Below are 12938 nucleotides of genomic sequence, written 5' to 3'. Positions count from 1 at the left end.
TTCTCTTTGATTAGTCCGCGAGCGTGCGGATGATGGGTTATCGCGTTGCGTCGACTAAACGAAAAAAGGTTTCGTCAGGTTTAATCATGCCCAACTCATTACGGGCGCGCTCTTCAATCGCTTCTTGTCCACGTTTGAGATCCGCGATTTCGGCATACATTTGTTGGTTACGCTTCACCAGTTTTTGGTTCGCTTGTTGTTGCACCACGACGTTTGCCTGAGTGTGCCAATAATCCATAACGCCATTCTTGCCCAGCCACAATTCATATTGCAGCCACGCGAGAGTGATAAATAGCGCAACAGATAGCAGTCTCATGGTTTCACTCCTTACGTGTTCAGTGGGTCAGCAACGCCAATTATGCTAACCGCATAGGCTAGCGGATCAGGCCGCCGGTGTCATGGTTTTCTGTTTATCTGGCGCATGAAGATGCGCTCAAACGCACCTCTTATCGATTTACACGCCCTTGAATACAAAAAAGCCGCCATAAAGGCGGCTTTTGGGATCAACAGTGAAAGGCAAGGTGCCTTTCCATCACAGCCAATCGGCTGCGACTTTTATTATTGACCTTTAACTTCTTTCAGACCGTTAAACGGTGCTTTTTCACCCAGCGCTTCTTCGATACGGATCAGCTGGTTGTACTTGGCAACACGGTCAGAACGGCTCATAGAACCAGTTTTGATTTGGCCTGCAGCAGTACCAACCGCCAAGTCAGCGATGGTAGCGTCTTCAGTTTCACCTGAACGGTGAGAGATCACGGCAGTGTAGCCGGCGTCTTTCGCCATCTTGATCGCAGCCAAGGTTTCGGTCAGAGAACCGATTTGGTTGAATTTGATCAGGATAGAGTTCGCCACACCTTTGTCGATACCTTCTTTCAGGATCTTGGTGTTGGTTACGAACAGGTCATCACCGACTAGCTGAAGTTTGTCACCCAGCAGTTCAGTTTGGTGCTTAAAGCCATCCCAATCTGACTCGTCTAGGCCGTCTTCGATAGACACGATTGGGTACTCTTCAGCCAGTTTCGCCAAGTAGTGGTTAAACTCTTCTGAAGTAAAGGTTTTACCTTCACCCTTCATGTTGTAGATGCCTTGCTCTTTGTCATAGAACTCAGACGCGGCACAGTCCATCGCTAGGGTGATGTCTTTACCTAGCTCGTAGCCTGCTTTCTCAACCGCTTCTTTGATCGCAGCAAGCGCAGCAGCGTTAGACTCTAGGTTAGGCGCGAAACCACCTTCATCACCAACTGCAGTGCTTAGGCCTTTGGCTTTCAGAACTTTGGCTAGGTTGTGGAATACTTCCGCACCAATGCGCAGTGCTTCTTTCAGGGTTTTCGCACCAACAGGTTGGATCATGAACTCTTGGATATCAACGTTGTTGTCCGCGTGCTCACCACCGTTGAGGATGTTCATCATTGGTAGAGGCATTGAGAACTGACCCGCAGTGCCGTTTAGTTCAGCAATGTGCTCAAACAAAGGCATGCCTTTCGCAGCCGCAGCTGCTTTTGCGTTAGCCAGAGAAACCGCTAGGATCGCGTTAGCACCGAACTTAGATTTGTTCTCGGTGCCGTCAAGGTCGATCATTACCTGATCGATGTCAGCTTGGGCTTTCGCGTCTTTACCTAGCAGTGCTTCTGCGATTGGGCCGTTAACCGCTTCAATCGCTTTCAGTACGCCTTTACCCATGAAACGTGACTTGTCACCGTCACGCAGCTCTAGTGCTTCGCGAGAACCGGTAGACGCACCTGATGGCGCTGCCGCCATACCAACAAAGCCACCTTCCAAGTGTACTTCTGCTTCTACAGTTGGGTTACCGCGTGAATCGATAATTTCACGACCTAGAACTTTAACGATCTTAGACATTGTGATTCCTCTCGTCTGTCATTGTATTCAAAAAATAAAAAGCGGCCGCCCGTAAGGACTACCGCTTCGCATTTGTGTTATAGCTCACCGCGCTGCTTTTTACCTGCAGCCGCAACGAACCCGGCGAATAGCGGGTGGCCGTCGCGAGGAGTCGAGGTGAACTCTGGGTGGAACTGACAGGCCACAAACCATGGATGTGCTGGGTTTTCGATGATTTCTACCAGCTTCTTGTCTGCCGACAAGCCCGATACAAGCAGACCGGTTTTTTCCAATTGTGGACGCAGCAAGTTATTCACTTCATAGCGATGACGATGGCGCTCGTGGATTTGGGTGTTGCCATATAGCTGATGCGCTTTAGACCCTTCAGACAGGTGGCAAAGCTGTGCGCCTAGACGCATGGTGCCGCCCAAATCAGAGGATTCGCTACGCTCTTCCACGTTACCTTCTTCATCGACCCACTCAGTGATCAGACCCACCACTGGGTATTTGCTGTCTTGACTGAATTCGGTGGAGTTGGCCCCTTCCATCCCAGCAACATTACGGGCGTATTCAATTAACGCCACTTGCATGCCCAAACAAATGCCAAGATAAGGCACTTTGTTTTCACGCGCATATTGTGCGGCAAGGATTTTGCCTTCGACGCCGCGATCACCAAAACCGCCCGGTACCAAGATCGCATCTAAACCGTCGAGCAGCTCAGTGCCGCGGGTTTCAAGATCTTGTGAATCAACATACTTGATGTTGACAGTCAGGCGATTTTTCAATCCGCCATGCTTCAGCGCTTCGTTGACAGATTTATACGCGTCAGGCAGTTCGATGTACTTACCCACCATACCAATGGTGACTTCGCCCATTGGATTGGCTTCTTCGTAAATGACTTGTTCCCATTCAGACAGGTCGGCTTCTGGCGCTTGGATACCAAAGCGCTGACAAACCAAGTCGTCCAGCCCTTGAGAGCGGATCAATGAAGGGATTTTGTAGATTGAATCCACATCCTTCATGGTGATAACCGCTTTCTCTGGTACGTTACAGAACAATGCGATTTTTGCACGCTCATTAGCTGGAATTGGACGCTCGCTACGGCAAACTAGGACATCCGGCTGGATACCAATCGATAGAAGCTCTTTTACCGAGTGCTGAGTCGGCTTGGTTTTCACTTCACCCGCCGCTGCCAAGTATGGCACCAAGGTAAGGTGCATAAACATCGCACGCTCACGACCGACTTCCACGGTCAGTTGGCGAATCGCTTCAAGGAATGGCAGTGATTCAATATCACCGACAGTGCCGCCAATTTCCACGATCACCACGTCGTGACCTTCGCCACCGGCGATGATGCGGTCTTTGATCGAGTTAGTGATGTGTGGAATCACCTGAATGGTGGCTCCCAGGTAATCTCCGCGGCGCTCTTTGCGCAGAACATCCGCGTATACGCGACCAGAGGTAAAGTTATTACGTTTGGTCATTTTGGTGCGGATAAAGCGCTCATAGTGACCGAGGTCAAGGTCGGTCTCGGCGCCGTCTTCCGTGACGAATACTTCCCCGTGCTGGGTAGGGCTCATTGTCCCTGGATCCACGTTGATATAAGGGTCGAGTTTCATGATGGTGACGTTGAGGCCACGCGCTTCAAGAATGGCTGCCAATGAGGCTGCAGCAATACCCTTACCGAGGGAGGATACAACACCGCCCGTAACAAAAATGTAATTCGTCGTCATGCTAAACCTGAGAGTTGGATTTAGAGGAAATTAATGGAAATCTGGACGGGAAGTCATGATACCAGACCCCACTCACTCCCACAACGTGAAAACTATCACACACCATACTGTTTTTATTTGTCGCAAATCAATGATGAAACTTACAGCGTGTTGCTTTTTTCCTGCTTTTTGACCTGTTGCCAGGCAGATTCCAGTTCATCTAACTGACATTCTTGAATATTTTTTTCATCATTGCGTAATTGAGTTTCAACTTGACGGAAACGTCGTTCGAATTTTTGATTCGCGTTACGCAACGCGGATTCCGCATCCGTGCCTACATGGCGTGCCAGATTCACCACCGAAAACAATAAATCGCCGATTTCTTCTTCCACCCGCGCGGGGTCGACCGGCGCGATTGCCAGCTCTTGCTCAACCTCGGCAATTTCTTCGCGCACTTTATCGAGCACCGGCGCTACCGCATCCCAATCAAACCCCACTCGCGCACAACGCTTTTGCAGTTTGTGCGCACGCACCAGTGCGGGAAGGCCTAACGTAACGCCGTCTAATACGCTAGTTGGTTGCTCTGACGCCGCCTTGTCGGCACGCTCCTGCGCTTTAATCCCTTCCCAGTCAGGGCCGTGCAGCGCTTCACCTTGGCTGTCTTTAGGCCCAAAGACATGCGGGTGACGACGGGTGAGCTTGTCACAAATCGCCCCCACGACGGCATCAAAATCAAAGCGATTTTGCTCGCGTCCCAATTGACTGTAGAACACTATTTGAAAGAGTAAATCGCCTAATTCATCTTTTAGGTCCGACCAGTGTTCACGCTCAATGGCATCGGCCACTTCGTAGGCTTCTTCGAGCGTGTGAGGCACGATAGAGGCAAAGGTTTGGGCTTTGTCCCAATCGCACCCTTTTTGTGGGTCGCGCAAGGTCGCCATGATAGTCAGTAAATCGTCAATCGACGCCATACTTCGTTATCCTTAAAAAAACGCCCTGTCGATAACAGGGCGTGATGTTTATCTGAGTCGTTTGGCCTCTACCACATCCTTGACTTGCTCCAACCGATTCACAATTCGGCTAAGCGTGTCGAGATCGGAAATCTCTAAATCAAAGTCCATGATAGACATCTGCTTTTTGTAATCGACGCGGCTTTGCATGCCCGCAACGCGGACTTTTTCATTGCTGAGCACGGTATTAATGTCTTTGACTAACCCGGTACGTTCATTGGCGGATAAACGAATGCGCACATGGTATTGCCCGACATGCCCTTTTCCCCAGACGGTGGCGATGATCCGCTCCGGCGCATGGTGACGAAGTTCGTTGAGCTGCTCACAATCCGCACGGTGCACTGAAATACCCCGTCCTTGGGTCACAAAGCCCATAATGTCATCACCCGGTAGCGGCTGGCAGCAACGCGCGAGGTGGGTCATCAGGTTATCAACGCCTTCAACCACCACCGCATCACGATGGGTTTTTCCACCTATGGCTTTTTGTTCGCTTTGCTGAAGTTTTTCCAGCAACTGTTGCTCTTCTTCTTCCAAGCTTGGCTTGTTGATCAGGCTGTTAATGTGATTAACCACCTGATTGATGCGTAGATCGCCACTTCCGACCCCCGCATACAGCTCTTCCAGTGAATTCACATTGAAGCGCTTGAGCGCCAAACTCGCATCTTTACTGGCACCGCCAATTTTTTGTAGTTCGGTATCGAGAATTTCTTTGCCCGCGGCAATGTTTTTATCTCTGTCTTGTTTGCGGAACCAAGCATTGATTTTTGCCCGCGCTCGGCTCGAATTCACAAAGCCTAAGCTTGGGTTCAGCCAGTCACGTGAGGGGTTAGGCTCTTTTTGGGTGATAATTTCAACCTGATCCCCCATTTGCAAGTGATAGGTGAAAGGCACAATGCGTCCTTCTACCTTGGCACCAATGCAACGATGGCCAACTTCGGAGTGAATGTGGTAGGCAAAGTCGAGCGGCGTCGCACCGCTTGGCAGGTCGACCACATCGCCACGCGGCGTAAAGGCATACACGCGATCATCAAAGACTTGGCTGCGCAACTCATCCAGCATTTCGCCTGAGTCTGACATCTCTTCTTGCCACGCCAAGAGTTTTCTCAGCCAAGTGATTTTCTCATCATAGCCACTGCGTCCACTGGCCGAGCCTTCTTTGTACTTCCAATGCGCCGCCACCCCAAGCTCCGCATCATCATGCATTTGACGGGTGCGAATTTGAATTTCGACCGGTTTGCCTTCCGGCCCCAATACAACAGTATGAATCGACTGATAACCGTTAGGTTTAGGGTTGGCGACGTAATCATCGAACTCTTTCGGCAAGTGACGATATTTGGTGTGCACCGCGCCCAATGCGGCGTAACAGTCTTGTAGTTCTTCGGCGATAATGCGCACCGCACGTACATCAAACAGCTCATCAAACTGCAGATTTTTTTTCTGCATTTTGCGCCAAATACTGTAGATATGCTTGGGACGACCATACACTTGCGCATTGATGTGTGAGGCTTCCATCGCCTGCTGCAGATCAGTGACAAACGCGGTAATGTAGTTTTCGCGATCGATGCGCCGTTCAGCCAGTTGCTTCGCGATTTGTTTATAGGTCTGCGCGTGCTGGTAGCGGAAGGCGTAGTCTTCGATTTCCCATTTTAACTGACCAATACCGAGACGGTTGGCCAAGGGTGCATAGATGTTAGCACTCTCTTTCGCCGCCTGCAGACGCACCTCTTCCGGTGCATCTTTAACTTCACGCAGATAGCAAATACGTTCCGCCAGCTTGATCACCACGCAACGGAAATCTTCGACCATAGACAGCAACATGCGGCGAACATTGTCCACCTGCGCGGAGGTCGCTTCGGCATCGGTTTGGGTATTCAAATGACGGATGGCGGCAGTTTGCTGCACGCCCTCAATCAGTTTGACAATCGCGGGCGAATAGCGCTCTTCCAAGGTATCAAGCGCCAGCAATTTGGCTTCCACCACCGGGAAGAAGAGCGCGGCGAGGAGCGTGTCGGCGTCCATACTCAGGGTCACCAAGATTTCAATCATCTCTCGGCCACGCCACAGCGGTTGGCTCAGCGCCGTTTCATCCCCTAACGTACGACAATAGTTGTACCCATCCAGCAGTGCTTGAGCGGTTGAGGCGTCTTGTCCTAACCGCGCAATCCAAGTTTGAAGATCAAAGGCTTCATCTTCATGCAGATGGGCTTCTCGTACCGCAACCATAACTGTTCCTATCCTTATCTTTCGCCTCAGCGAAAGAGGCATATCCATGTTTAACCGCGTGGCTTTAGATGTAGCACATCATTGACGACGCCTAGCGTCGAAACAGTGCCATGGATTCCAAATGCCCTGTTTGCGGAAACATATCAAGCATACTCAAGCGAGTTAGTTGGTAACCCTGTGCCAACAACACGCGACTATCCCGCGCCAGCGTTGCTGGGTTGCAGGACACATAAACAATGTGTGTAGCGCTAGATTGTGCCACAAAGTCCATCACTCCGGCAGCCCCTGCTCGGGCGGGATCGAGCAGGATTTTATCAAATGCCTGCTGTGTCCAGTTCCCATTCAGCGTCTCACCATTGAGATCTGCTTGGTAAAACTGCGCATTGCTTACTTGGTTGGCCTTCGCATTATCCTGAGCTTGCGACACCATCGCCTCAACCCCTTCTACCCCAATCACGGTTTTCGCCCGTTTCGTCATGGGGATGCTGAAGTTGCCAAGACCACAAAAAAGATCCAACACCACATCGGTTGACGCAAGCTCTAGCCAGTTTAGTGCTTGGGCGACCATCTGTTGGTTCACCGCCGCGTTGACTTGGATAAAGTCGCCAGGCTGAAAATAGAGGCGGGTTTGTTGGCTCTCGTAATACGGAGGCTCGCCCACTACTCGTTCAAGCGGCCCTTCAGCTTGCTGCCAATACAACATGCAGTCTGTCAGCTCAGCCCATGCTTGAAGCGCTTGCCTATCTTCTGCATGCAACGCCTTGGTGGTGCGCAACGACGCAATACAGCCATTGTCTGCCTCAATCAAATCAACATGGCCGAGGATTCGGCGTCCTCGCAGCCCATCTAAACAAGGCCGTAAGCTGGCAAGCAGCTGATTTAAGGGTTCACTAAGGACAGGACAGTGGTCCACATCGACAATGGCATTGCTTTGACGAGCGCGAAACCCCATGGTCAGCGCCCCTTTATTGTCGACTTTCAAGCTGATGCGCGCACGACGACGATACTGCCAAGGGCTATCGATGGCGCCATCCGACAGCTCGACCGTCTCGTCTCCGGCAAATTTTTCAATCAATTCTGTCAGCACTGCGCGCTTGTGTGCCACTTGGCCTGAGTGGCTTAAATGCTGCAAACTACAGCCGCCACATTGCTGATACAAAGGACAAGCCGGCTCAATGCGAGTTTCCGCGCGCTGATCGAGTTTAATCAGTTTGGCCCGCGCATACTGACGCTTTTGCTCGGTGAGCTGCACCAGCGCCTGTTCACCGGGCAAGGTGCCCGGAACAAAAACAGGTTTTTTCTGCCAATAGCCGACCCCATCACCGTGGTGGTCGAGGCGTTGAATCGCGAGCAGCTGATGCTTTTGTTCAACGTTTTTTTTCTTCTGAGGCTTAAAAAAGCGCGCCATGGTGGATTCCAGTGTCAAAGTGCTTGTCGTCGCAAGCGAGTCAAAGAGGTCCTGCCAGTGGGAGTTGTGATAGTTCGCTGACTATTTAGTTATTGAATCATGTACACTGGCAGCTAATTACAGCCATTATTTTCCCATAGTTTATCCAGCATGACCAAATATGGACTCCGCACCCGTGTCTCCGTGTTGACCATTGCGCCTACCTTGATTGTTGGCCTCCTGCTGAGTGCGTTCTTTACCAGCACGCGTTATCAGGACTTGGAACAACAACTTACCATCACAGGGTCTGCCATTATCGAGCCTTTGGCGATTGCCAGTGAGGTTGGATTAAAAAACGATAGCCGCGAAAATGTGCGACGCTTAATTGGCTTTGCGCACCGTCAGCACTCCCAGTTTGTGCGCAGTATTGCGGTGTTCGACCGCCACAACGAATTGTTTGTTACCTCCAACTATCACCGTGATTTGGCAATGCTATCGGTCAATAATGGCCAACCTATCCCGACACAGTTACAGGTAAGCCAACAGCAAGAGACCCTAATTTTACGGGCGCCTATTCTGGAAATTGGCCGTTTTACGCCTGGGTTAAACGTCGAGCGTCCCTTAGGCTATATCGCGATGGAGCTGGATCTAAGCTCGGTGCGGCTAAAGCAATATCAAGAGATGATCACCGCATTGGTGATGGTCGCACTCGGCGTGATCCTCTCATGCTTCTTTGCATACCGATTGATCTCAGATGTCACCCATCCTATTGCGAATATGGTGAGCTTAGTCGATAGGATCCGTCGCGGGCACTTGGATGTTCGTATTGAAGGTGAGCTGCTGGGTGAGCTCGATACCCTCAAAAATGGCATCAACGCCATGGCCATTTCGCTTTCCGAGTACCATTTGGAAATGCAGCAAAGCATTGATCAGGCTACCTGTGACTTGCGCGAAACCCTCGAGCAGCTCGAGATCCAAAACGTTGAATTAGACATCGCCAAAAAGAATGCTCAAGAAGCCGCTCGGGTGAAATCTGAGTTCTTAGCGAATATGTCTCACGAGTTGAGAACGCCTTTGAACGGGGTGATTGGCTTTACCCGGCAGATGTTGAAAACAGAGTTGAGCAGTAGCCAACGCGATTACTTGCTGACCATAGAAAAGTCCGCCAATAACCTGTTGACCATCATCAACGACATTCTCGACTTCTCCAAACTCGAAGCTGGGAAACTGCTGCTGGAAAACATTCCTTTTGACTTCCAAGACATGCTGGATGAAGTCATGCGTCTGCTCGCACCCATGGCGCATGAAAAAGGGTTGGAGCTAACCTTACGTGCCGATGCCCGTATCCCTGCTGGCGCGGTTGGTGACCCGCTACGTATTCAGCAAGTGCTGATCAACTTGATTGGTAATGCCGCCAAATTCACAGAGCGCGGCAACATTGATGTCAGTGTCGATTTAAAACAGCTACATGATGAAACCATGGAGCTACAGTTTATGGTCAAAGATACCGGCATTGGCATCTCAGAGCGCCAACAAGCCCAGCTTTTCCAAGCCTTCCGTCAGGCCGATGCCAGCATCTCACGCCGTTATGGCGGGACAGGCCTTGGGTTGGTGATCACCCAAAAATTGGTACAACAGATGGGCGGGGACATCGGCTTTACCAGTCGCCTACACCAAGGTTCTTCATTCTGGTTTACGTTGAAACTCACTCAGACTGATTTACCCGTCTCGCAGCCAATTGACATCGAGCCGTTGGTTGGACGCGATCTGGTGATTGTTGAACCCAACCCTCGTACACGGGAGATCCTTCGTCATCGATTAGGGCAAGTGGGGTTAAACATCGATACCGTCGCCGATGTCGAGATGCTCAGCGATCACGCATACACCTTTGCGCTGTTATGTTTTGACGCCGGAAAAATGCCGGAAATCGAAAGCATGAAACAAGCCGTGCTCGCCTGTGAGCAGCGAGCAAACAGCGTAATTGTGTGTCTGCCGACCACAGAGCTGGAAGCCTCCGAACACTTATTAAAAGCCGGCGTCAGCGCCTGCATTGCGAAACCAATCCCACAACGCAAGCTCCTTGAGACATTACTGGGTTCGCCCGAGCCTACGCCGCTACCACTGCCCAAACCCAGCAGCCATCAAAAAGCGCCGTACACAGTGATGACCGTCGATGATAACCCCGCCAACTTAAAGCTGATCACCGCTTTGCTGGCCGAACGGGTCGAGAAAGTGGTGACCGCCGAAAATGGGGTTAAAGCCTTAGCACTTGCCCACCAGCAAGCCTTCGACATCATCTTGATGGATATCCAGATGCCAGAAATGGATGGGGTCACGGCCTGTCAGGAAATTCGTAAAGCGGGCATGAATCAGCAAACCCCCATTGTGGCTGTCACCGCCCATGCGATGCCGGGCGAGCGCGAGCGCCTATTGGAAGCGGGCATGGATGACTATCTGACCAAACCGATTGAAGAAGCCATGTTAGAAAGCACCCTCACGCGCTGGCTACGCTTTGATGAGCTTTCCGCCGTGACAGTGAGTGATGTGGAACCCGCCCCGAAAGCGGTTTGCACCGATCAAAGTGCGCGCCACCTCGATTGGCAACGAGCGTTAAGCCAAGCCGCGGGTAAAGAAGATCTCGCCAAAGAAATGCTAGAGATGCTGATTGCCTCATTTGCTGGCGTCAAAGCCATCGTGGAGCAAGCATTGGCCGGCACCTGCTCTACCGAGGATTTATGGCAAGCGATTCATAAGTTGCATGGCAGCTGTGCATATAGCGGCGTTCCGCAACTCAAAGCGCTGTGTCATGAGCTGGAAACGCAGCTCAAAGCGGGCGCAGATATCGACACCGTCGAACCGGAATTACTGGAGCTACAAGACGAGATTGCCCATATCGAGCAGCTAGCGCCCCAGTATTTGAAGGACGAGGCGTAAAATACGTCGCGGCCTTAATCCGCCGGTGTGCCCTCAAGGATCACGTGCGCCACCGCATAGGCTTTTTCATCAGAAAGCGTCAGCCAGCAGTGGCTGACACCTCGGGCTATCGCTAGCTGTTGTGCCTTGCCAGACAGGGTCAGCACGGGCTGCCCCGACGGTTGATTGCTCACCGTAAAGTCTTGAAAGCTGACCCCTTGAGCAATCCCGGTTCCTAGTGCTTTCGCGGCAGCTTCTTTCGCGGCAAACCGTTTCGCCAAATAGCGCCCTGGCTGCTGAGTTGCCGCCATTTGAGCCCGCTCTGACTCAGTCAGAATACGATCCGCAAAACGGGCACTGCGAGACAGCGCCGCCTCAATGCGCGCTATCTCAACAATGTCAGTGCCAACGCCTAAAATGGCCATTAGCGACGCGCAGACTCCATAATCGCTTTCATATCCGCCACTGCTTTTTGCAGGCCATCAAACATGGCGCGGCCAATAATCGCGTGACCAATATTCAGCTCATGCATTTCTGGCATCGCCGCAATCGGCGTGACGTTATGGTAAGTCAGTCCGTGTCCGGCGTTCACTTTAATACCCAGATCCGCTGCGTAGCTGGCCGCAGCGGAAATCTTCTTCAATTCAGCTTGGCGGTCATTGTCGTTACTGGCATCAGCATAGTGACCCGTATGCAGCTCGATATAGGGCGCACCACACTGGTGAGCGGCATCAATCTGCTCACGGTCAGCATCGATAAAGAGCGATACTTTTATGCCCGCCTGAGTCAGAGTTTGTGTTGCCGCTTTTACTTTGTCTAATTGACCAGCGACATCTAACCCTCCCTCGGTGGTCAATTCTTCACGCTTTTCGGGAACTAAACAGACGAATTCAGGTTGGGTGTCGAGGGCAATTTTCACCATTTCATCGGTCACTGCCATTTCTAAATTCATGCGCGTTTGTAGCGTTTCTTTGAGAATGCGCACATCGCGATCCGTGATATGACGACGATCTTCACGCAAATGGACAGTGATGCCATCCGCCCCGGCACGTTCTGCCATTTCAGCCGCGTGGACAGGATCTGGGTACGCGGTACCACGCGCATTACGCACGGTGGCAATGTGATCAATATTCACACCCAAGTAAATCTTATTCATGATTATTTCCTTCTAAACAATTCTCTGCTTTTGAGCGGCTTAGGGCCTAAGTATGGCTTAAGCGCAATGCGTGTAAACCGCTTCGCAGCCCGCAATTGGTCGCTGGTGTCAAATTGACGCGTCGCCAGCGCACGCAGATCGTGACCGGTAAACTGCCGTTGTTGGCTTTTCATCAGGGACGCGACAAACCCTTGTTGTTCGCGAAACAGATACGTCATGTTATCGTCAATCGGGTCACCACTGCCAGCGCAATGAAGAAAATCAACCCCATAGCCCAGCGCCTCGAGTAACGCGAGTTCAAAACGGCGCAGTGCCGGCTCGGGATTGTTATAGCGTGCTAGTTGCGTCAGTGCAGTGACATAATCGAGGAAGACCGTCGGGTACGGTGTTTGCGGCTCAAGGACGCGCATTAAAACTTCGTTGAGATAAAAGCCAGAATAGAGCGCATTACCAGAAAGTGGTAACGCCAAACCGGTCGCTTCAGCGCTCCGTAAAGTACGCAATTCACCGCGACCGCCCCATTTTAGCAACAGCGGGGTGAAAGGTTGTAAGGCGCCTTTGAGTGCAGAGCGCTTACCGCGCGCGCCTTTAGCCAGCAAGCTAACTCGGCCCTCGCCTTCAGAGAACACATCAAGGATCAGGCTGGTTTCGCTATAGGGGCGTGAGTGAAGCACAAAACCGCGTTGAAAGCCGTCCACGCC

General features: G+C 51.5%; 10 protein-coding genes. 1 reads left to right on the top strand and 9 read right to left on the bottom strand.

All coding sequences use genetic code 11. The annotated features are described in order from the left end of the window. Window positions 1-37: 37 nt before the first annotated feature. The 6 genes from ftsB to rlmD all read right to left on the bottom strand — a co-directional run bounded on the left by ftsB (window position 38) and on the right by rlmD (window position 8189). Window positions 38-316: a cell division protein FtsB gene (gene ftsB / locus BZJ19_RS06635; protein WP_069591125.1), complete on the bottom strand. Its 279-nt coding sequence runs from the start codon at window positions 314-316 to the stop codon at window positions 38-40. Window positions 317-558: 242 nt separating this feature from the next. Beyond that, window positions 559-1857 (bottom strand): phosphopyruvate hydratase, encoded by a 1299-nt coding sequence (gene eno, locus BZJ19_RS06630; protein WP_077675035.1) that lies wholly within the window; start codon window positions 1855-1857, stop codon window positions 559-561. Between the two features lie 77 nt (window positions 1858-1934). Beyond that, window positions 1935-3569, bottom strand: coding sequence for a CTP synthase (locus tag BZJ19_RS06625; RefSeq protein WP_077675034.1), 1635 nt, complete (start codon window positions 3567-3569; stop codon window positions 1935-1937). 140 nt (window positions 3570-3709) lie between these two features. Beyond that, the gene (gene mazG / locus BZJ19_RS06620; protein WP_077675033.1) at window positions 3710-4519 is read right to left on the bottom strand and encodes a nucleoside triphosphate pyrophosphohydrolase; all 810 of its coding nucleotides are present in this window, start codon (window positions 4517-4519) and stop codon (window positions 3710-3712) included. A 48-nt stretch (window positions 4520-4567) separates the two neighbouring features. Then, on the bottom strand, window positions 4568-6781 hold the full coding sequence (gene relA, locus BZJ19_RS06615) for a GTP diphosphokinase (RefSeq protein ID WP_077675032.1): 2214 nt from the start codon (window positions 6779-6781) through the stop codon (window positions 4568-4570). A gap of 91 nt (window positions 6782-6872) precedes the next feature. Next, on the bottom strand, window positions 6873-8189 hold the full coding sequence (rlmD, locus tag BZJ19_RS06610) for a 23S rRNA (uracil(1939)-C(5))-methyltransferase RlmD (protein ID WP_077675031.1): 1317 nt from the start codon (window positions 8187-8189) through the stop codon (window positions 6873-6875). A 150-nt stretch (window positions 8190-8339) separates the two neighbouring features. On the opposite strand from rlmD, the gene barA reads away from it, so the two are divergent. Next, window positions 8340-11102: a two-component sensor histidine kinase BarA gene (gene barA, locus BZJ19_RS06605; protein ID WP_077675030.1), complete on the top strand. Its 2763-nt coding sequence runs from the start codon at window positions 8340-8342 to the stop codon at window positions 11100-11102. 14 nt (window positions 11103-11116) lie between these two features. On the opposite strand, the gene acpS is transcribed toward barA, so the two are convergent. Genes acpS through recO form a run of 3 tightly spaced genes read right to left on the bottom strand, consistent with a single transcriptional unit; the run spans window position 11117 to window position 12935 of the window. Next, entirely contained in the window at window positions 11117-11506 is a 390-nt protein-coding gene (gene acpS / locus BZJ19_RS06600) for a holo-ACP synthase (protein WP_077675029.1), read from the bottom strand. Then, a complete protein-coding gene (gene pdxJ, locus BZJ19_RS06595) occupies window positions 11506-12237 on the bottom strand; it encodes a pyridoxine 5'-phosphate synthase (protein WP_069591306.1) in 732 nt (243 codons plus the stop codon). The genes acpS and pdxJ overlap by 1 nt, the downstream gene beginning before the upstream one ends. A gap of 2 nt (window positions 12238-12239) precedes the next feature. Next, window positions 12240-12935 (bottom strand): DNA repair protein RecO, encoded by a 696-nt coding sequence (gene recO / locus BZJ19_RS06590; protein WP_069591305.1) that lies wholly within the window; start codon window positions 12933-12935, stop codon window positions 12240-12242. Window positions 12936-12938 lie beyond the last annotated feature (3 nt).

Source organism: Salinivibrio proteolyticus, assembly GCF_001996165.1.
In the GTDB taxonomy this organism is placed as follows: Bacteria; Pseudomonadota; Gammaproteobacteria; order Enterobacterales; family Vibrionaceae; genus Salinivibrio; species Salinivibrio proteolyticus.
Note: the sequence above shows the minus strand (reverse complement) of the source record. Positions and strands in the feature narration are given on the sequence as shown.

What these genes read in the sequence shown, in the direction of transcription:
- ftsB (WP_069591125.1), bottom strand. Translation starts at nt 316, where the DNA reads ATGAGACTGCTATCTGTTGCGCTATTTATCACTCTCGCGTGGCTGCAA.
- eno (WP_077675035.1), bottom strand. Translation starts at nt 1,857, where the DNA reads ATGTCTAAGATCGTTAAAGTTCTAGGTCGTGAAATTATCGATTCACGC.
- BZJ19_RS06625 (WP_077675034.1), bottom strand. Translation starts at nt 3,569, where the DNA reads ATGACGACGAATTACATTTTTGTTACGGGCGGTGTTGTATCCTCCCTC.
- mazG (WP_077675033.1), bottom strand. Translation starts at nt 4,519, where the DNA reads ATGGCGTCGATTGACGATTTACTGACTATCATGGCGACCTTGCGCGAC.
- relA (WP_077675032.1), bottom strand. Translation starts at nt 6,781, where the DNA reads ATGGTTGCGGTACGAGAAGCCCATCTGCATGAAGATGAAGCCTTTGAT.
- rlmD (WP_077675031.1), bottom strand. Translation starts at nt 8,189, where the DNA reads ATGGCGCGCTTTTTTAAGCCTCAGAAGAAAAAAAACGTTGAACAAAAG.
- barA (WP_077675030.1), top strand. Translation starts at nt 8,340, where the DNA reads ATGACCAAATATGGACTCCGCACCCGTGTCTCCGTGTTGACCATTGCG.
- acpS (WP_077675029.1), bottom strand. Translation starts at nt 11,506, where the DNA reads ATGGCCATTTTAGGCGTTGGCACTGACATTGTTGAGATAGCGCGCATT.
- pdxJ (WP_069591306.1), bottom strand. Translation starts at nt 12,237, where the DNA reads ATGAATAAGATTTACTTGGGTGTGAATATTGATCACATTGCCACCGTG.